Below are 18,481 nucleotides of genomic sequence, written 5' to 3'. Positions count from 1 at the left end.
TTTCCGAAGTCGCTTTCAACGCCGTTTTTCCGACGCGCAGCAGACTTTGAGCAGGTTCTCACTCCAGGACCAGCTGCATGAAGGTCAGGTCCAGCCAGCGGCCGAACTTGCGGCCGACCTGGGGCATCTGCCCGGTGACGGCGAAGCCGAGCCGCTGGTGCAGGGCGACGGAGGCGGCGTTCTCGCGCTCGATGGCGGCCACCATCACGTGCAGGCCGGCGGCGCGGGCGCGTTCGATCAGCGCCTGCAGCAGCGCCTTGCCCAGGCCCTTGCCCTGCTGGTCGGCGCGCACGTAGACCGAGTGCTCGACCGTGTGGCGGAAGCCGTCGAAGGCGCGCCAGGTGCCGTAGCTGGAATAGCCGAGCACGCCGCCGGCCGCGTCCACCGCCACCAGCACCGGGAAACCGGCGGCGTTGCGCTCGGCCAGCCAGGTTCGGCGATTGGCGAGGTCCACCGGGGTTTCGTTCCAGATGGCGGTGCCGTGCTGCACGGCGTCGTTGTAGATGGGCAGGATGCCCTTGAGGTCGGCTTCGCCGGCGTCGCGGATCAGGTAGGACGTCATGGTGTCGGTCGTCGGTTCGGGCGGCCAGTGTACCCCGGCGCGCTCAGGCGGTGGCGGTCTGCAGCCATTGCCGCGGGCTGGCGTCGAACCAGCGGCGGAAGGCGCGGGAGAAGGCGCTGGTCTCGGAGTAGCCGAGCAGCGGCGCCAGTTCGCTGACCGGCAGGCGCCGGCGCAGGTAGTGCAGGGCCAGTTCGCGGCGCACCTGGTCGATCAGCGCGGAGTAGCTCAGGTTCTGCTCGCGCAGGCGGCGCTGCAGGGCGGCCGGGGTCAGGCCGAGGCCGGCGGCGATCTGTTCCAGCGCCGGCTCGCCGAGTGGCAGGGCGTCGCGCACCAGGCCGCGCGCCTGGTCGACCAGACACTGGCGGTGCTGCTGGCCGCCGAGACGCTGGATGGCGTCCTGCACCAGCATCAGCAGCACCGGGTCGCGCTCGGGCATCGCCTGGCCGGCCAGGTCGCGCTTGGGAATCAGCAGGGCGTTGCACGGCTGGTCGAACAGCACCGGCGCGTCGAACGCGGCCAGGTGCTCGCGCCAGCCTTCCGGGCGGGTGTGCTCGAACAGCACGGCGCGCGGTGCCCACTCCGGGCCGAGCACGTGGCGCACCAGGTTGAGAGCCATGCCCATGGTCAGCTCGGCGTCCTGGCGCTTGTCGAGGATCGCCGGGTGGCGCACCTGGTAGTCGAAGCGGTAGCACTCGCCGATGTCCGCCAGGCGGATCAGGGTGTCGTGCTGGTGGTAGGGGAAGGCCCGGGCGAAGTTCTGCAGGGCCTGCTCCAGGCTGTCCGAGCACAGCCCGACGTAGCCCAGCAGGCCGAGGGCGCGCGGCTGGAACTGCTGGCCGTAGCGCAGCCCGAAGTTGTCGCAGCCGGATTGCGCCGCCGCTTCCTCCAGCACCTTGCAGTAGTTGCTCAGGCTGAGGCTCAGGGTCGGGTGCAGCAGCAGGTCGGGGTCGATCCCGGCCACGCCGAACACCCGGTCCGCGTCGCCGCCCTGCTGGCCGATGAAGCGGTCCAGGCCGCTGGCGGCGGCCGACAGCACGCCGAGGTTGCTCGGCGAGTCGGTCATGGCCAGCGGGTGGGGGATGTTCAGGGACATAGGGGACGGGGCGCGTGGGGGTGATGTGCGGACGTAGCAATAGTCGTGCCCCGGGCATCGGCCGGACGCGGGGCGCGCCTGCCATGCCTCGGGCGCATGCCGCTGCATCGTGTTGGGGCGGGGCTCCGGCGAATTGCACTCCCATGGCGCAGAAGCCAGGCGCGACGCGGCCTGCGGCCTCGCTGGCGAGTTGACCCTGGAGCCGTGCGCAGACTTTGCAAGGTCAAGTCTCGGCCGGGGTCGGCTGGATATCCTCGCCGGGCGATCGACGTTCGACGTGGCTCTCACCTCGAGGAATTGGCAAATGACGACAACCCAACTCAAACCCACCCTGGGCACCCTACACCTGTGGGGCATCGCCGTGGGCCTGGTGATTTCCGGGGAATACTTCGGCTGGAGCTACGGCTGGGGCGTGGCCGGCACGCTGGGCTTCCTGATCACCACGCTGATGGTGGCGACGATGTACAGCTGCTTCATCTTCAGCTTCACCGAACTGACCACCGCCATCCCTCACGCGGGCGGGCCGTTCGCCTATAGCCTGCGCGCGTTCGGCCCCGCCGGCGGGATGATCGCCGGCATGGCCACCCTGATCGAATTCGTGTTCGCCCCGCCGGCCATCGCCATGGCCATCGGCGCCTACCTCAACGTGCAGTTCCCCGGTCTCGACCCCAGGATCGCGGCGGTGGGGGCCTACTTCATCTTCATGACCCTCAACATCCTCGGGGTCAGCATCGCCGCCACCTTCGAGCTGGTGGTCACGGTGCTGGCGGTGCTCGAACTGCTGGTGTTCATGGGTGTGGTGGCGCCGGGCTTCAGCTTCAGCAACTTCGTCATCGACGGCTGGGCCGGCAGCGACGTGTTCGGCCTGCCCGCGGTGGCCGGCATCTTCGCCGCCATCCCGTTCGCCATCTGGTTCTTCCTCGCCATCGAGGGCGCGGCCATGGCCGCCGAGGAGGCCAAGGACCCGAAGCGCACCATCCCGCGCGCCTACATCGCCGGCATCCTGACCCTGGTCAGCCTGGCCATCGGCGTGATGCTGTTCGCCGGCGGGGTGGGCGACTGGAAGGCGCTGTCCGGGATCAACGATCCGCTGCCCCAGGCGATGAAGACGGTGGTCGGCGAGAACTCCACCTGGCTGCACATGCTGGTGTGGATCGGCCTGTTCGGCCTGGTGGCGAGCTTCCACGGCATCATCCTCGGCTACTCGCGGCAGTTCTTCGCCCTGGCCCGCGCCGGCTTCCTGCCGCCGTCCCTGGCCAAGCTGTCGCGCTTCCACACCCCGCACCGCGCGATCATCGCCGGCGGCCTGGTGGGCATCGCGGCGATCTTCAGCGACGGCCTGATCAACCTCCAGGGCATGAGCCTGACCGCCGCGATGATCACCATGAGCGTGTTCGGCGCCATCGTCATGTACATCATGAGCATGCTCAGCCTGTTCAAGCTGCGCCGCAGCGAGCCGAACCTGGAGCGCACCTTCCGAGCCCCCGGCTACCCGGTGGTGCCGGGCATCGCCCTGGCCCTGGCGGTGGTCTGCCTGGTGGCTATGCTGTGGTTCAACGGCACCATCGCGCTGCTGTTCCTCGGCCTGATGACCATCGGCTTCGTCTATTTCAGGCTGACCGGCGCCCAGCGCAGCTCGGTGCCCGTCGATTCGATGCTGGCGCAGCAGCCCTGAGCGCGACACCCGGGCGCCGCGCGAGGCGCCCGCATCTACCGCACCGAGGAGCCCACCCATGGCCGCTTTTGCCCACACGGTAGGCCACCAGACCTGGCGTTTCGACAGTCTGCGCGAAGTCATGGCCAAGGCCAGCCCGGCCCGCTCCGGCGACCAGTTGGCCGGCGTCGCCGCGGCCAGCGACGCCGAGCGGGTCGCCGCGCAGATGGCACTGGCGGATATCCCGCTCAGGCACTTCCTCGACGAGGCGCTGATTCCCTACGAAGACGACGAGATCACCCGGCTGATCGTCGATGGCCACGACGCGGCGGCCTTCGCTCCGGTCGCCCACCTGACCGTCGGTGGCCTGCGCGACTGGCTGCTCGGCGAGCAGGCCGACGAGGCCGCGTTGCGCGCCCTGGCGCCGGGGCTGACCCCGGAGATGGCGGCGGCGGTGTCGAAGATCATGCGCGTGCAGGACCTGATCCTGGTGGCGCAGAAGATCCGCGTGGTCACCCGCTTCCGCAACACCATGGGCCTGCGCGGGCGGATGTCGACCCGGCTGCAGCCCAACCATCCGACCGACGATCCTTCCGGCATCGCTGCCAGCATTCTCGACGGCCTGCTCTACGGCAACGGCGACGCCATGCTCGGCATCAACCCGGCCACCGACAGCCTGGGCGCGCTCACTGACCTGTTGAAGATGCTCGACGCCATCATCCAGCGCTACGGGATTCCCACCCAAGCCTGCGTGCTGACCCACGTCACCAGCTCCATCGCCGCCATCGAGCGCGGCGCGCCGGTGGACCTGGTGTTCCAGTCCATCGCCGGCACCGAGGCGGCCAACGCCGGCTTCGGCATCAGCCTGGAGGTGCTGCGGGAGGGCCATGAAGCCGGGCTGTCACAGAAGCGCGGTAGCCTCGGCGACAACCTGATGTACTTCGAGACCGGCCAAGGCAGCGCGCTGTCGTCGGGCACCCACCACGGCGTCGACCAGCAGACCTGCGAAGCGAGGGCCTATGCGGTGGCACGGCATTTCAACCCGTTCCTGGTGAACACCGTGGTCGGCTTCATCGGCCCGGAGTACTTGTACAACGGCAAGCAGATCATCCGTGCCGGCCTGGAGGACCACTTCTGCGGCAAGCTGCTGGGCGTGCCGATGGGCTGCGACATCTGCTACACCAACCACGCCGAGGCCGACCAGGACGACATGGACACCCTGCTGACCCTGCTCGGCACCGCCGGCATCAACTTCATCATGGGCATCCCCGGCTCCGACGACGTGATGCTCAACTACCAGACTACCTCCTTCCACGACGCCCTCTACGCCCGCCAGGTGCTCGGCCTGCGCCCCGCGCCGGAGTTCGAGGCCTGGCTGGAGCGTATGGAAATCCTCTCCCAGCGTGATGGCCGGCCCCACCTCGGCGGCGCGCTGCCGCCGGCCTTCCGCCAGGCCGTGGCACGGTTGGGATAGACCATGTCCGCTCATAGGACCGATGTAGGGTGCGCCGTGCGCACCGGTGGCGGGTCGGTGCGCACGGCGCACCCTACGAACGACCGTAGGGCGGGTGAAACCCGCGCATGCGAGGCACAAGGAATCGGCAGCCGGGTAGGAGCGAGCTCTGCTCGCGAAGCTTTTTGCGTGGCCGGTTCGCGAGCAGAGCTCGCTCCTACGGATCGGCACTCGTCCGAGGAATGTGCATGAACGACGACCAGCCGCCGAGCGGCGCCATCGACGATCCCTGGCAGGCGCTGCGCCGGCTGACTCCGGCGCGCATCGCCCTGGGCCGTGCCGGCACCAGCCTGCCCACCGGCGCGCAGCTGGATTTCCAGTTCGCCCACGCCCAGGCGCGCGACGCCGTGCACCTGGCGCTGGACGCCGAGGCGCTGGGTGCGGGGCTGGCCGAGCGCGGGCTGGAGACCCTGGCGCTGCACAGCGCCGCGCCCGACCGGCACACCTACCTGCAACGCCCGGACCTGGGGCGGCGCCTGGACGCCGATTCGGCGCAGGTCCTGCGCGACCATCGGCAAGGCCATCCGGATGGCTACGACCTGGCCATCGTGATCGCCGACGGCCTGTCCGCCCTGGCCATCCAGCGCCACGCGCTGCCCTTCGTCGACCGCCTGCGCGAGCAGATGGCGGGCGACGGCTGGTCGCTGGCACCGCTCTGCGTGGTGCGCCAGGGCCGGGTGGCGGTGGCCGACGAGGTGGCCGAGCTGCTCGGCGCGCGGATGGTGGTGATCCTGATCGGCGAACGCCCCGGCCTGAGTTCGCCGGACAGCCTCGGCCTGTACTTCACCTGGGCACCGAAGGTCGGCCTGACCGACGCCTACCGCAACTGCATCTCCAACGTGCGCCAGGAGGGACTGAGCTACGGCCTGGCGGCCCATAAATTGCTATACCTCATGCGTGAGGCATGCCGGCGCAAGCTGTCGGGGGTCAATCTCAAGGACGAAGCGGAGATGGTCACCCTCGAGGGCGGGACGCCTTCTCCCCTGAACAACTTCCTGATTTCCGGCTGATCCGCCACGGGCGGCGCCGCTGCGCCGTCCTCCGTCCACCTACGTGTATTTGTGGAGTCCGGCCATGTCGTTCATGCCCGTCCGTATCGTCCAGCGCATGACGCTGGGCATCCTGCTGCTGCTGGCGCTCACCGCGCTGGCGATCTATTCGGTGATGACCCTGCGCGGCAAGCCGCAGCTGGTCGAGGTCGGCAGCGCCGCCGCCGAGCAGTCGGCGGTGGCCATCTCGCGCCAGCTGGCGCTGCAGCTCAGCCTGATCGAAGGCACCACGGCGGCGATGGCGCACCTGGCCGAGACCCTGCCCCACGATGAGGCGCTGGTGAAGGCCCAGCTGCCCAACGTGATCGACAGCCAGGGCGACGCGGCTATCGCCGGCGGTGGCCTGTGGCCCGAGCCCGGCGCCTTCGCCGCCGGCGTCGAGCGGCGCAGCTTCTTCTGGGCGCGCAACGCCCAGGGCGGGCTGGACTACTCCGACGACTACAATGCCGCCGGCATCGCCGCCTACCAGGGCGAGTCCTGGTACACGGGCGCGCGCACCGCGCCGGCCGGGCGCTGCGTCTGGTCCGACGCCTACCAGGACCCGGTGACCGGCGTGGCCATGACCACCTGCAGCGTGCCCTACCGGGCCGACGGCCGCTTCGCCGGGGTGGCCACCCTCGACCTCAAGCTCGACGGCCTGGCCGAGTTCCTCCAGCGCGAAGGCGACGTCACCGGCGGCTACGCCTTCGCCGTGGATCGCGCCGGCAACCTGCTGTTCTTCCCCGACGCGCGCTCGAACGCGGGCCTGCCGACCCTCGCCGGGTTGCGCGGCGACCTGCCCTGGTTCGCCCCGGTGGCCGATGCGCTGGAACGGGGCGGCGAGGCGCGGACCCTGCTGCTCGGCCACGACGGGCGCCTCGGCGGCCCGGCTTACGTCAGCCTGGAACCCATCGCCGACACCGGCTGGCGGGTCGGCCTGGTGACGCCGGAGGCCCAGGTCACCGGCCTGGCCAACCGCCTGACCGGGGAAATCCTGCTGTTCCTGCTGCCGTTGCTGGTGCTGCTGCTCGGCCTCGCCTGGCTGGCCGGCAAGCGCCTGCTGGCGCAGATCGAGGAAACCACCGGGCAGATCCGCACCCTTGGCCAGGGCGGTCGCGCCAGCGAGCTGGAGATACGCCGCGCGGACGAGATCGGCGAGCTGCGTGGCGCGGTGAACCAGTACGCCGGCTCCCTACGCGACATGCTGCACGCCATCGCCGAGGAGTCGGCCACCCTGGAGCGCCAGGCCGGCGAGCTGGCGCGGCTGTCCCACGGCATCGCCGAGCGGGCCGAGGCGCAGCGCGAGGACAACACCCTGCTGGCCACCGCCATCACCCAGATGTCGGCCAGCGCTCAGGAGGTTGCGAGCAACACCACCGACTGTTCCGACACCGCGCGCCACTCGCTGGACGCCGCCCGCCAGGGCCAGCAGCGGGTGCAGCACAACAGCCAGTCGATCGAGGCGCTGTCCGGCGAGATCGTCGGCGCGGCCGGCGCCATCACCCGGCTCGGCGAGGACATCGAGCGGGTCGGCGGCGTGCTGGCGGTGATCAAGTCGATCTCCGAGCAGACCAACCTGCTGGCGCTCAACGCCGCCATCGAGGCGGCCCGCGCCGGCGAGCAGGGCCGCGGCTTCGCCGTGGTGGCCGACGAGGTGCGCACTCTGGCCGGGCGCACCCAGTCCTCGGCGGACGAAATCCAGGACATGATCGGCGCCCTGCGCCAGGCCTCCGGCCAGGCGGTGGCCACCATGCAGGGCGGCGCCGAGCGCACCCGCGCGGCGGTGGAGCAGGCCGGCGGCGTGGCGTTGACCCTGGGCGACACCGTGACCAGCTTCGACGACATCGTTCAGCGCGCCCAGCAGATCGCCGTGGCGGCCCAGGAGCAGAGCCACGTGGCCCAGGAGATCAACGAGCTGGCGGTGCGCATCCACGCCGCCAGCGAGGACGGTGCGCGCGACGCCGGCACCCTGCGCGAGCTGGGCCGGGGCATGCACGCGCTGTCCGAGCGGCTGGGGCGGATGAGCCGGGGCGGCTGAGTTCGGGGAGGGCGTTCAGAGCCTGTTCGCGATCTTCCGGCTCCAGTCCAGGAGATCGTGAACAGGTTTTCAGATGGCTACCGTTGTGCGCCGCTCCCACAAGGGTTGAGCCCCCTGACAACAGTCAACTCAGACATAGCCTTTCAGATCGCCACCAGGCCGCGTACCCCATCGGCCTCCATGGTCTCGCCGCGGCCCTGCTGGACGATCTCGCCGCGGCTCATCACCAGGTACTGGTCGGCCAACTCGGCGGCGAAGTCGTAGAACTGCTCCACCAGCAGGATGGCCATGTCGCCGCGCTCGGCGAGCTTGCGGATGACCACACCGATCTCCTTGATCACCGAGGGCTGGATGCCCTCGGTGGGCTCGTCGAGGATCAGCAGGCGCGGTTTGCTGGCCAGGGCGCGGCCGATGGCCAGCTGTTGCTGCTGGCCGCCGGAGAGGTCGCCGCCGCGACGGTGCTTCATCTCGCGCAGTACCGGGAACAGCTCGTAGATGAATTCCGGCACGGTCCTGGCCTCGCTGGCGCCGAACCGCGAGAGGCCCATCAGCAGGTTTTCCTCCACGGTCAGGCGCGGGAATATCTCGCGACCCTGGGGCACGTAGGCGATGCCGGCATGCACCCGCTGGTGCGGCTTGTAGGCGTTGATCGCCCGGCCTTCCCACTCGACCTTGCCTTCCTTGGCCGGGATCAGGCCCATCAGGCATTTCAGCAGGGTGGTCTTGCCCACGCCGTTGCGCCCGAGCAGGCAGGTGACCTCGCCGATCCTGGCCTCGAAGGACAGGCCGCGCAGGATATGGCTGCCGCCGTAGTACTGGTGGAGCTGTTGGACTTGCAGCATGTTCTGTCCTCAACCTCGTTTCTTGGTGCGCACGGCGCACCCTACGGACGGCACCGTGCTTGTGGGGTGCGCCGTGCGCACCGGGTCCTGTCTCAGCGGCCGAGGTAGACCTCGATCACCCGCTCGTTGGCCTGCACCTCTTCCAGCGAGCCTTCGGCCAGCACGCTGCCCTGGTGCAGTACGGTGACGTGGTCGGCGATGCTGCCGACGAAGCCCATGTCGTGTTCCACCACCATCAGCGAGTGCTTACGCGCCAGCGACTTGAACAGCTCGGCGGTGAACTCGGTCTCGGCGTCGGTCATGCCTGCCACCGGCTCGTCGAGCAGCAGCAGTTGCGGCTCCTGCACCAGCAGCATGCCGATCTCGAGGAATTGCTTCTGGCCGTGGGACAGCAGCCCGGCCGGGCGATGGCGCGAGGCATCCAGGCGGATGGTGGCGAGCACTTCCTCGATGCGGTCCTTCTGCGCGCCGGAGAGCCGGGCGCGCAGGCTGGCCCACACCGACTTGTCGGTCTTCAGCGCCAGTTCGAGGTTCTCGAACACGCTCAGCGCCTCGAACACCGTGGGCTTCTGGAACTTGCGGCCGATGCCGGCCTGGGCGATCTCGACCTCGCTCATCTGGGTCAGGTCGAGGGTGTCGCCGAAGTAGGCGACGCCGTTGTCCGGGCGGGTCTTGCCGGTGATCACGTCCATCATGGTGGTCTTGCCGGCGCCGTTGGGGCCGATGATGCAGCGCAGTTCGCCGACGCCGATGTACAGGGTCAGGTCGGTCAGCGCCCTGAAGCCGTCGAAGCTGACGTTGATGTCTTCCAGGGTCAGGATGGTGCCGTGGCGCACGTCCAGGCCCTTGCCCGCCGCGCTGCCGAGGCCGACCGCGTCGCGGCCGCTGCCGGCCGGGTCGAAGGCGGGTTCGAGCATGAATTCGGGTACCGGAGCGACTCTCATTGGTCCTTCTCCTTTTTCAGCAGGCCGATGACGCCTTTCGGCAGGAACAGCGTAATGACGATGAACAGCGCGCCCAGGGCGAACAGCCAGTATTCGGGGAAGGCCACGGTGAACCAGCTCTTCATGCCGTTGACCAGGCCGGCGCCGAGCAGCGGGCCGATCAGCGTGCCGCGCCCGCCGAGGGCGACCCAGATGGCGGCCTCGATGGAGTTGGTCGGCGACATCTCGCTGGGGTTGATGATGCCCACCTGCGGCACGTACAGCGCGCCGGCCAGGCCGCACAGCACCGCGCTCAGGACCCAGATGAACAGCTTGTAGCCGCGTGGGTCGTAGCCGCAGAACATCAGGCGGTTCTCCGCGTCGCGCAGCGCCGTCAGCACCCGGCCGAACTTGCTGCGCGCCAGCATGAAGCCCAGCACCAGGCTGCCGACGAGCAGCAGCACGGTGCACAGGAACAGGGTGGCGCGGGTGCCTGGTGCGGTGATGTCGAAGCCCAGGATGGTGCGGAAGTTGGTGAAGCCGTTGTTGCCGCCGAAGCCGGTCTCGTTGCGGAAGAACAGCAGCATGCCGGCGAAGGTCAGCGCCTGGGTCATGATCGAGAAGTACACGCCCTTGATCCGCGAGCGGAAGGCGAAGAAGCCGAACACCAGGGCCAGCAGGCCGGGCGCCAGCACCACCAGGCACAGGGCCCAGAGGAAGTGGCTGGTGCCGTACCAGTACCAGGGCAGCTCGGTCCAGGCGAGGAAGCTCATGAAGGCCGGCAGCCCGTCCCCCGCGCTCTGGCGCATCAGGTACATGCCCATGGCGTAGCCGCCGAGGGCGAAGAACAGGCCGTGGCCAAGCGAGAGCATGCCGGCGTAGCCCCAGACCAGGTCCAGCGCCAGGGCGACGATGGCGTAGCAGAGGATCTTGCCGACCAGGGTCAGGCCGTAGGCCGAGACGTGCAGGGCGTGGTCCGCCGGCAGCAGGTGCAACAGCGGCATGGCCAGCAGCAGCGCCAGCACCAGCAGGCCGACGGCCAGCGAGACCTGCGGGCCGAGCTTGGCGGTGGTGCGTGCCAGCAACGTTTGGTTTATCGCATTCATCAGTCGATCACTCGTCCTTTAAGTCCGCAGGGCGGGTGCAACCCGCCGCTGCAGTGATGGCGTCCGGTCGGTCCGGTGGGTTTCACCCGCCCTACGCTCGATGGCGAAATAACGGTCGCAGGTCATCAGTCGATCACCCGTCCTTTCAGTGCGAAGAGGCCCTGCGGACGCTTCTGGATGAACAGAATGATCAGCGCGAGGATCAGGATCTTGCCGAGCACGGCGCCGATCTGCGGCTCCAGCAGCTTGTTGGCGATGCCGAGGCCGAAGGCGGCCAGTACGCTGCCGGCCAGCTGGCCGACGCCGCCGAGCACCACCACCAGGAAGGAGTCGATGATGTAGCTCTGGCCCAGGTCCGGGCCGACGTTGCCGATCTGCGACAGGGCCACGCCACCGAGGCCGGCGATGCCGGAGCCGAGGCCGAAGGCCATCATGTCCACCCGGCCGGTGGGCACGCCGCAGCAGGCGGCCATGTTGCGGTTCTGGGTCACGGCGCGGACGTTCAGGCCCAGGCGGGTCTTGTTCAGCAGCAGCCAGGTCAGTGCCACCACGAACAGGGCGAAGCCGATGATCACCATGCGGCTGTAGGGCAGCACCAGGTTGGGCAGCACTTGCACGCCGCCGGACAGCCACTGCGGGTTGGCAACCTCGACGTTCTGCGCGCCGAAGATCACCCGCACCGCCTGGATCAGGATCAGGCTGATGCCCCAGGTGGCGAGCAGGGTTTCCAGCGGGCGGCCGTAGAGGTGGCGGATCACCGTGCGCTCCAGCGCCATGCCGATGGCGGCGGTGACGAAGAAGGCCACCGGCAGCGCGGCCAGCGGGTAGAGGGCGAGGTATTCCGGGGCCAGGCGCTGGAAGGCGATCTGCACCATGTAGGTGGTGTAGGCGCCGAGCATCAGCATCTCGCCGTGAGCCATGTTGATCACCCCGAGCAGGCCGAAGGTGATGGCCAGGCCGAGGGCGGCCAGCAGCAGGATGCTGCCCAGGCTCAGGCCGCTGAAGGCCTGGCCGAGCAGTTCGCCGATCAGCAGGCGGCGCTCGACCTGCACCAGGCTGGTCTCGGCCGCGGTGCGCACCGCGGCGTCGCTCTCGGCGCCGTCGGCCAGCACGCCTTCCAGGCGGGTGCGGGCCTGCGGATCGCCGCTCTCGCCGAGCAGGCGCACGGCCTTCAGGCGGACCTGCGGGTCGGCATCGACCAGCTGCAGGTTGGCCAGGGCCAGCGCCAGGGCGGCGCGCACGGCCTCGTCCTGTTCGCCGGCGACGCGGGCGTTGAGCAGTTCCAGCTGGGCCGGCTTGGCGCTCTTCTGCAGCTGCCGGGCGGCGGCCAGGCGCCTGGCCGGTTCCTCGGCGAGCAGTTGCTGGCTGGCCTGGACGTTGGCCAGCAGGCCGCGCAGGCGGTTGTTCAGGCGCAGCTTCTTCGGCGTGCCGTCGGCCGCGGCGGAGCTTTCGGCGGCCTGCCAGGCTCCGTCGACTTCGTAGAAGGCGGCCTTGGCTGCATCGACGCCGACGCGGCCCTGCTGCAGGGCGTCGAGCAGCGGCTGGCGGGTGGTATCGGGTTGCGCGGCCCAGCTTTCGAGGAGCTGGGCCTGTCTGGCCGGGCTGGCGGCGACGAAGTCGGCGGCGTCCCCGGCATGGGCGGTCAGCGGCAGCAGCAGCGCCAGTGACAGCAGGATTCGGAACAAGGCAGTGGGCATTGCGGATCAGTCCTTTGCAGGTGGCCGTAGCCTGGATGCAATCCGGGGTGGCGATTCCCGGATTGCATCCGGGCTACGGCTATAGAGTGGGGCGCAAGACCCTCACCCCTGGCCCCTCTCCCGGAGGGAGAGGGGAAGCGTGCGGTTTCATGAGAGGTCTACGTTGCCTGGCGCTCCGTCACCCCTCGCCCTTTGGGAGAGGGGCTGGGGGTGAGGGATGCCATGGCACACGCGGACTTCCGAAAGCTTCACCCGCCTCAGTTGCTCTTCACCGCATGGTCCGGCTTCTTGTCGTTGCCGGGGATGAAGGGGCTCCAGGGCTGGGCACGCAGCGGGCCCTCGGTCTGCCAGACGATGGAGAACTGACCGTCTTCCTGGACCTCTCCGATCATCACCGGCTTGTGCAGGTGGTGGTTGGTCTTGTCCATGGTCAGGGTGTAGCCGCTCGGCGCGGCGAAGGACTGGCCGGCCAGGGCCTCGCGCACCTTGTCCACGTCGGTGGTGCCGGCCTTCTCGACGGCTTGGGCCCACATGTTGATGCCGACGTAGGTGGCTTCCATCGGGTCGTTGGTCACTGCGGTCTGGTAGTTCGGCAGGTTCTTGGCCTTGGCGTAGGCCTTCCACTTGTCGACGAAGGCGGTGTTGACCGGGTTGTCCACCGACTGGAAGTAGTTCCACGCGGCCAGTTGGCCCACCAGCGGCTTGGTGTCGATGCCGCGCAGTTCTTCCTCGCCCACCGAGAAGGCGACTACCGGGATGTCGGTGGCGTCGATGCCCTGGTTGGCCAGTTCCTTGTAGAACGGCACGTTGGAGTCGCCGTTGACGGTGGAGATCACTGCGGTCTTGCCGCCGGCGGAGAACTTCTTGATGTTGGCGACGATGGTCTGGTAGTCGCTGTGGCCGAAGGGGGTGTAGACCTCTTCGATGTCCTTGTCCTGCACGCCCTTGCTGTGCAGGAAGGCGCGCAGGATCTTGTTGGTGGTGCGCGGGTAGACGTAGTCGGTGCCCAGCAGGAAGTAGCGCTTGGCGCCACCGCCGTCCTCGCTCATCAGGTATTCCACGGCCGGGATGGCCTGCTGGTTCGGCGCGGCGCCGGTGTAGAACACGTTCGGCGACATTTCCTCGCCCTCGTACTGCACCGGGTAGAACAGCAGGCCGTTGAGTTCCTCGAACACCGGCAGCACGGACTTGCGCGATACCGAGGTCCAGCAGCCGAACACCACGTCGACCTTATCCTGGGTCAGCAGCTGGCGGGCCTTCTCGGCGAACAGCGGCCAGTTGGAGGCGGGGTCGACCACCACCGGCTCCAGCTGCTTGCCACCCACGCCGCCCTTGGCGTTGATCTCGTCGATGGTCATCAGCGCCATGTCCTTCAGCGAGGTCTCGGAGATCGCCATGGTGCCGGACAGCGAGTGGAGGATGCCGACCTTGATGGTCTCGGCGGCCTGGACGGTCCAGGTCATGCCCATGGCGGCGATGGAAGCGGAAAGGGTGAAGGCCTTGATCAGGCTGCGTCGTTGCATGGTGCGATCTCCATTCGAGCTAGTTTGAGTACTGCTGATTTCTGGTTATGGGTTGGCAGTCGTCCAAAAGGTCATCGCGTCACCCTTGCCCGGCCATCGCCCGTTGCCGGGCGCTGTGCAGCATGTGCAGGGTGATCTTGCGCACTTCCGCCTTGCTCAGTTCGATGTGGGTCCTGAGCAACAGCTGTGCTTCTTCGGGGCGGCGCGACAGGATCGCGCCGAGAATCTGGGCGTGTTCGGCGTAGGTCGCCTCCACGCGCGGCTCCTGGGTGAAATCCAGGCGCCGGATGATGCGGATCTTCTCGCTGACTTCCGCGTGCAGGCGGGCCATCTCGCGGTTGCCGGTGGCCTCCACCAGCTGGCAGTGGAAGCGTTCGTCGAGCAGCGACACGGCGCGGCCGTTCTGCAGGCGGTTCTCGGGGCGGACCATCCAGGTCCGGCGCAGCTCCTCCAGCGGCGCCGGCAGCTCGCCGGCCGGCCGGTCGCACAGGCGCCTGACCGCTTCCAGTTCGAGGACGATGCGCACTTCGTACAGCTCCTCGAAGTAGTGGAAGTCGAACGGCCGCACCTGCCAGCCGCTGCGGAAATACACCTCCAGGTAGCCCTCGCGCTCCAGCCGGTAGAGGGCCTGGCGCACCGGCGTGCGGCTGACCTCCATGCGCTCGGCGACCTCGCCCTCGGAGAAGCGGTCGCCGGGCAGCAGGCGGAACTCGAAGATGTCGTCCTTGAGTTGGGCGTAGATGCGCTCGGCCAGGTTCTCCGGGCGCTCGCGGCCGCGCTTATCGGGACCGACCAGTTGCATCTCAGGCGGCCTCGCCCGGCACCAGCAGGAGCAGCGCGTCGCCCGGGGTCACCGCCTTGCCTGGCGCGCAGCGCACCGACTTGACGATGCCGGACACCGGCGCGGTGACCGCCAGCTCCATCTTCATCGCCTCGACCACCAGCAGCGGGGTGCCGGCCTCGACATGCTGGCCGGGCTCGACCAGCACCTTCCACACGCTGCCGCACATGTCGGCGCTGACCAGGTGGCCGTCGAGGTCGCCGTCGTCCTCCTGAGCGACGACCAGCGGCGCGGCGGCGGCCGGATCGTCGTCCTGCCACAGCTGCACCTCGGCGTCGAAGGCGGCCTTCTGCCAGGCCTGGAAGGCGGCGATGCCGTCGGCATTGGCGGCGAGGAAGCGCTGGTACTCGGCGAAGTCGAACTCGCCCTGCTCGATGCGGACCTGGGCGCGGCCCTCACGGAAGGCCTCGCGGAAGTCGTCCAGCTCGGCCTCGCTGACCGGGTAGAAGCGCACCTGGTCGAAGAAGCGCAGCAGCCAGGGCTCGCCGTTCTCGAACTGGGCGTTCTTCACGAACTTGTTCCAGATCGGCAGGGTGCGGCCTACCAGCTGGTAGCCACCGGGCGAGTCCATGCCGTAGATGCACATGTACATGCCGCCGATGCCCACCGTGCCCTCGGCGGTGTAGGTGCGCGCCGGGTTGTACTTGGAGCTGAGCAGGCGGTGGCGCGGGTCCAGCGGCACGGCGCAGGGCGCGTCGAGGTAGACGTCGCCGAGGCCGAGGATCAGGTAGCTGGCGTCGAACAGGATATCCTTCACCTCGTCGCGACTGGCCAGGCCGTTGATGCGCTGCAGGAAGTCGACGTTGTTCGGCAGCCAGGGCGCTTCGCTGCGCACCGTCTCGCGGTAGCGGGTGACGGCACCGAGGGTGGCGCTGTCCTCGAAGGCCATCGGCAGGTGGACGATGCGGGTCGGCACCTTCAGCTCGGCGACGTCGCCCAGGCGCTGTTCCAGGCCCAGCAGGTGGTCGATCAGCGCCTGCTGGTGCAGCACGCGGCTGTCGTAGCGCAGTTGCAGCGAGCGCACGCCCGGCGCCAGTTCCTCCAGGCCGCGCAGCGGCTCGGCCTTCAGCGCTTCCATCAGCAGGTGCACGCGCAGGCGCAGGGCGAGGTCCAGCACGTTGTCGCCGTACTCCAGCAGGATGTAGGCGTCGCCGGCCTGGCGGTAGACCACCCGCGGGCGGCTGCCTTCGGCCGGCAGCTCGGCCAGCACGGTGGCGGACACGGTGTCCTCCGGCTGCAGCGACGGCGCCGGCAGGGTCACCGCGCTGATCGCGGCCAGCGCCTCCAGGCTGCCCAACTGGGCCTGCTCCAGGCTCTGCGCCTGCTGGAAGCCGATGGGGTGGAAGCGCAGCTTGTCGCCGGGCTTGACCTGGCCGACCTTCCACAGCTCGGCCTTGGCGATGGTCACCGGGCAGACGAAGCCGCCGAGGCTGGGGCCGTCCTTGGTCAGGATCACCGGGAAGTCGCCGGTGAAGTTGATCGCGCCGATGGCGTATTCGCAGTCGTGGACGTTGGACGGATGCAGGCCGGCCTCGCCGCCGTCGGCGCGGGTCCAGCTCGGCTTCGGCCCGGACAGACGCACGCCGAGGCGGTTGGAGTTGTAGTGTACTTCCCACTCGGCGGCGAAAAATTCCTCGATCGCCTCGGGCGTGAAGAAGTCCGGCGCGCCGTGCGGGCCGTACAGCACGCCGATGTTCCAGGTGGTGCCGTAGCTGGGGATCAGGCTCGGGTGCACGGCCTGGGGCGCGGCCACCGGCGCCGGGGTGGTGCAGGCCGGCAGCGCGGGCTGGGAGATGGCCAGGGTGTCGGCCGGGCGCAGGGTGCGGCCGGCGTGGCCACCGAACTGGCCGAGGGCGAAGGTCGAGCGGCTGCCCAGGTACAGCGGCACGTCGATGCCGTTGCGCACCGCCAGGTAGGTGCGGCAGCCGCTGAGCGCGCGGCCGAGCTTGAGCACCTGGCCGGCCCTGACCGCGACCGGTTGCCAGTAGGCCACCGGCTCGCCGTCCAGGGTGGCCGGGCAGTCGGCGCCGGTCAGGGCGATCAGCGCGTCGCAGTGGAAGCGCAGGGTCGGGCCTTGCAGGGTGAATTCCAGGCCGGCGGCGTCGGCGTGGTTGCCGACGATGCGGTTGGCCAGGCGGAAGGCGAAGTCGTCCATCGGCCCGGACGGCGGTACGCCGATGTCCCAGTAGCCGAGGCGACCCGGGTAGTCCTGCACGCTGGAGTAGGTTCCGGGCTCCAGCACCTCGATGACGCTGGCCTTGAAGGCGAAGGTATCGAGCAGACGGGTCCACACCTCGCCCCGGGCGAAGCGCGGGTCGGCCACCACCTGGCGCAGGTAGTCGAGGTTGCTGGCGATGCCATGCAGGCGGGTTTCACCGAGTGCGGCGCGCAGCTTGGCGATGGCTTCGTCGCGGCTTTGGCCGTGGACGATCAGCTTGGCGATCATCGGGTCGTAGAAGGCCGACACCTCGCTGCCAGTGGCGACCCAGCCATCCACCCGCACGCCCTCGGGGAAGTGCACTTCGGTGAGCACGCCGGGGCTGGGCTGGAAGTTCTTCAGCGGGTCCTCGGCGTAGATGCGTACCTCGATGGCGGCGCCCTGCGGCGCGCGGTCCAGCGCGGCCCAGTCCAGCGCGTCGCCGGCGGCCACGCGCAGCATGCACTCGATCAGGTCGAGACCGGTGACCATCTCGGTGACCGGGTGCTCGACCTGCAGGCGGGTGTTCACTTCGAGGAAGTAGAAGTCGTCGCGGGCGGCGTCGTAGATGAACTCCACGGTGCCGGCGCTGCGGTAGCTGACCGACTCGCCGAGCTGCACGGCGGCGGCGTGCAGGCGCTCGCGGGTGGCCTGGGGCAGGTTCGGCGCCGGGGTTTCCTCGACCACCTTCTGGTTGCGCCGCTGCAGCGAGCAGTCGCGCTCGCCCAGGGCGGCGACGCGGCCCTGGCCGTCGCCGAATATCTGTACCTCGACGTGGCGCGCCTGGTCGACGAAGCGTTCGAGGAACACGCCGGCGTCGCTGAAGAACTGCTCGCCCATGCGCTTGACGCTGTCGTAGGCGCTGGCCAGGGCTTCGGCGTCGGCGCAGCGGGTCAGGCCGATGCCGCCGCCACCGGCGGTGGTCTTGAGCATCACCGGGTAGCCGATGCCTTCGGCGGCGGCGAGGGCTTCTTCCAGGCTCTGCAGCAGGCCGGTGCCCGGCGCCATCGGCACCTGGGCTTCGCCGGCCAGTTCGCGGGCGCGGTGCTTGAGGCCGAATTCGCGGATCTGCTCGCCGGTCGGTCCGACGAAGGCGATGCCGGCCGCCTCGCAGGCGTCGGCGAACTCGGCGCTCTCGGAGAGGAAGCCGTAGCCCGGGTAGATCGCCTGGGCGCCGGTTTCCTTGGCCGCGGTGAGGATCTTGTCGATGCGCAGGTAGCTGTCGGCCGGCTTGTCGCCGCCCAGGGCGACGGCGACATCGGCATCGCGCACATGCTGGGCGTTGCGGTCGGCGTCGGAGTAGACGGCGACGCTCTTCACACCCAGGCGCTTGAGGGTGCGGATGGCGCGGACGGCGATCTCGCCACGGTTGGCGATCAGTACGGTATCGAACATGGGCGTTGCCTCGTTTAGGCGTAGATCGGAAGAGCGCGAAGCAGGCGGCAGGTGGTTTTATGGCCCTGA

At 69.2% G+C, this 18,481-nt stretch carries 13 protein-coding genes; 4 read left to right on the top strand and 9 right to left on the bottom strand.

Annotated features, from left to right (window positions below; all coding sequences use genetic code 11):
* Positions 1–58 precede the first annotated feature (58 nt).
* Entirely contained in the window at positions 59–562 is a 504-nt protein-coding gene (locus tag N5D30_RS07825) for a GNAT family N-acetyltransferase (protein ID WP_279908484.1), read from the bottom strand.
* A gap of 43 nt (positions 563–605) precedes the next feature.
* Entirely contained in the window at positions 606–1,655 is a 1,050-nt protein-coding gene (locus N5D30_RS07820; protein WP_279908483.1) for an AraC family transcriptional regulator, read from the bottom strand.
* Positions 1,656–1,959: 304 nt separating this feature from the next.
* On the opposite strand from N5D30_RS07820, the gene eat reads away from it, so the two are divergent.
* The 4 genes from eat (at position 1,960) to N5D30_RS07800 (ending at position 7,888) form a co-directional block, all read left to right on the top strand.
* Positions 1,960–3,330 carry an ethanolamine permease gene (gene eat / locus N5D30_RS07815; protein ID WP_279908482.1) on the top strand — a complete coding sequence of 457 codons (1,371 nt, stop codon included), beginning with the start codon at positions 1,960–1,962 and terminating at the stop codon, positions 3,328–3,330.
* Between the two features lie 58 nt (positions 3,331–3,388).
* On the top strand, positions 3,389–4,783 hold the full coding sequence (locus N5D30_RS07810; protein WP_279908480.1) for an ethanolamine ammonia-lyase subunit EutB: 1,395 nt from the start codon (positions 3,389–3,391) through the stop codon (positions 4,781–4,783).
* Positions 4,784–5,010: 227 nt separating this feature from the next.
* Complete coding sequence (eutC, locus tag N5D30_RS07805; RefSeq protein WP_279908479.1) at positions 5,011–5,832, top strand: ethanolamine ammonia-lyase subunit EutC; 822 nt, start codon at positions 5,011–5,013, stop codon at positions 5,830–5,832.
* Positions 5,833–5,896: 64 nt separating this feature from the next.
* Positions 5,897–7,888 carry a methyl-accepting chemotaxis protein gene (locus N5D30_RS07800; RefSeq protein ID WP_279908478.1) on the top strand — a complete coding sequence of 664 codons (1,992 nt, stop codon included), beginning with the start codon at positions 5,897–5,899 and terminating at the stop codon, positions 7,886–7,888.
* 143 nt (positions 7,889–8,031) lie between these two features.
* Here the strand turns inward: N5D30_RS07800 and urtE are convergent, their stop codons facing one another.
* The 7 genes from urtE to uca form a co-directional block, all read right to left on the bottom strand.
* The gene (gene urtE / locus N5D30_RS07795; RefSeq protein WP_279908477.1) at positions 8,032–8,730 is read right to left on the bottom strand and encodes an urea ABC transporter ATP-binding subunit UrtE; all 699 of its coding nucleotides are present in this window, start codon (positions 8,728–8,730) and stop codon (positions 8,032–8,034) included.
* A gap of 92 nt (positions 8,731–8,822) precedes the next feature.
* Positions 8,823–9,674, bottom strand: a complete 852-nt coding sequence (urtD, locus tag N5D30_RS07790) for an urea ABC transporter ATP-binding protein UrtD (protein ID WP_279903561.1) — start codon at positions 9,672–9,674, stop codon at positions 8,823–8,825.
* Complete coding sequence (gene urtC, locus N5D30_RS07785; RefSeq protein WP_279908476.1) at positions 9,671–10,759, bottom strand: urea ABC transporter permease subunit UrtC; 1,089 nt, start codon at positions 10,757–10,759, stop codon at positions 9,671–9,673. Before urtC ends, urtD begins: the two co-directional genes overlap by 4 nt.
* 125 nt (positions 10,760–10,884) lie before the next feature.
* The gene (gene urtB / locus N5D30_RS07780) at positions 10,885–12,456 is read right to left on the bottom strand and encodes an urea ABC transporter permease subunit UrtB (protein WP_279908474.1); all 1,572 of its coding nucleotides are present in this window, start codon (positions 12,454–12,456) and stop codon (positions 10,885–10,887) included.
* 257 nt (positions 12,457–12,713) lie between these two features.
* A complete protein-coding gene (gene urtA / locus N5D30_RS07775) occupies positions 12,714–13,979 on the bottom strand; it encodes an urea ABC transporter substrate-binding protein (RefSeq protein WP_279908473.1) in 1,266 nt (421 codons plus the stop codon).
* Between the two features lie 79 nt (positions 13,980–14,058).
* Positions 14,059–14,781, bottom strand: coding sequence for a GntR family transcriptional regulator (locus N5D30_RS07770; RefSeq protein ID WP_279908472.1), 723 nt, complete (start codon positions 14,779–14,781; stop codon positions 14,059–14,061).
* A 1-nt stretch (position 14,782) separates the two neighbouring features.
* A complete protein-coding gene (gene uca / locus N5D30_RS07765; RefSeq protein WP_279908471.1) occupies positions 14,783–18,412 on the bottom strand; it encodes an urea carboxylase in 3,630 nt (1,209 codons plus the stop codon).
* Positions 18,413–18,481 lie beyond the last annotated feature (69 nt).

The organism is Pseudomonas sp. GD03875 (assembly GCF_029840585.1).
GTDB lineage: Bacteria > Pseudomonadota > Gammaproteobacteria > Pseudomonadales > Pseudomonadaceae > Aquipseudomonas > Aquipseudomonas paralcaligenes.
The sequence above is the reverse complement of the archived record's forward strand: the minus strand, read 5'-3'. Positions and strand labels throughout refer to the sequence as shown.

What these genes read in the sequence shown, in the direction of transcription:
- N5D30_RS07825 (WP_279908484.1), bottom strand. Translation starts at nt 562, where the DNA reads ATGACGTCCTACCTGATCCGCGACGCCGGCGAAGCCGACCTCAAGGGC.
- N5D30_RS07820 (WP_279908483.1), bottom strand. Translation starts at nt 1,655, where the DNA reads ATGTCCCTGAACATCCCCCACCCGCTGGCCATGACCGACTCGCCGAGC.
- eat (WP_279908482.1), top strand. Translation starts at nt 1,960, where the DNA reads ATGACGACAACCCAACTCAAACCCACCCTGGGCACCCTACACCTGTGG.
- N5D30_RS07810 (WP_279908480.1), top strand. Translation starts at nt 3,389, where the DNA reads ATGGCCGCTTTTGCCCACACGGTAGGCCACCAGACCTGGCGTTTCGAC.
- eutC (WP_279908479.1), top strand. Translation starts at nt 5,011, where the DNA reads ATGAACGACGACCAGCCGCCGAGCGGCGCCATCGACGATCCCTGGCAG.
- N5D30_RS07800 (WP_279908478.1), top strand. Translation starts at nt 5,897, where the DNA reads ATGTCGTTCATGCCCGTCCGTATCGTCCAGCGCATGACGCTGGGCATC.
- urtE (WP_279908477.1), bottom strand. Translation starts at nt 8,730, where the DNA reads ATGCTGCAAGTCCAACAGCTCCACCAGTACTACGGCGGCAGCCATATC.
- urtD (WP_279903561.1), bottom strand. Translation starts at nt 9,674, where the DNA reads ATGAGAGTCGCTCCGGTACCCGAATTCATGCTCGAACCCGCCTTCGAC.
- urtC (WP_279908476.1), bottom strand. Translation starts at nt 10,759, where the DNA reads ATGAATGCGATAAACCAAACGTTGCTGGCACGCACCACCGCCAAGCTC.
- urtB (WP_279908474.1), bottom strand. Translation starts at nt 12,456, where the DNA reads ATGCCCACTGCCTTGTTCCGAATCCTGCTGTCACTGGCGCTGCTGCTG.
- urtA (WP_279908473.1), bottom strand. Translation starts at nt 13,979, where the DNA reads ATGCAACGACGCAGCCTGATCAAGGCCTTCACCCTTTCCGCTTCCATC.
- N5D30_RS07770 (WP_279908472.1), bottom strand. Translation starts at nt 14,781, where the DNA reads ATGCAACTGGTCGGTCCCGATAAGCGCGGCCGCGAGCGCCCGGAGAAC.
- uca (WP_279908471.1), bottom strand. Translation starts at nt 18,412, where the DNA reads ATGTTCGATACCGTACTGATCGCCAACCGTGGCGAGATCGCCGTCCGC.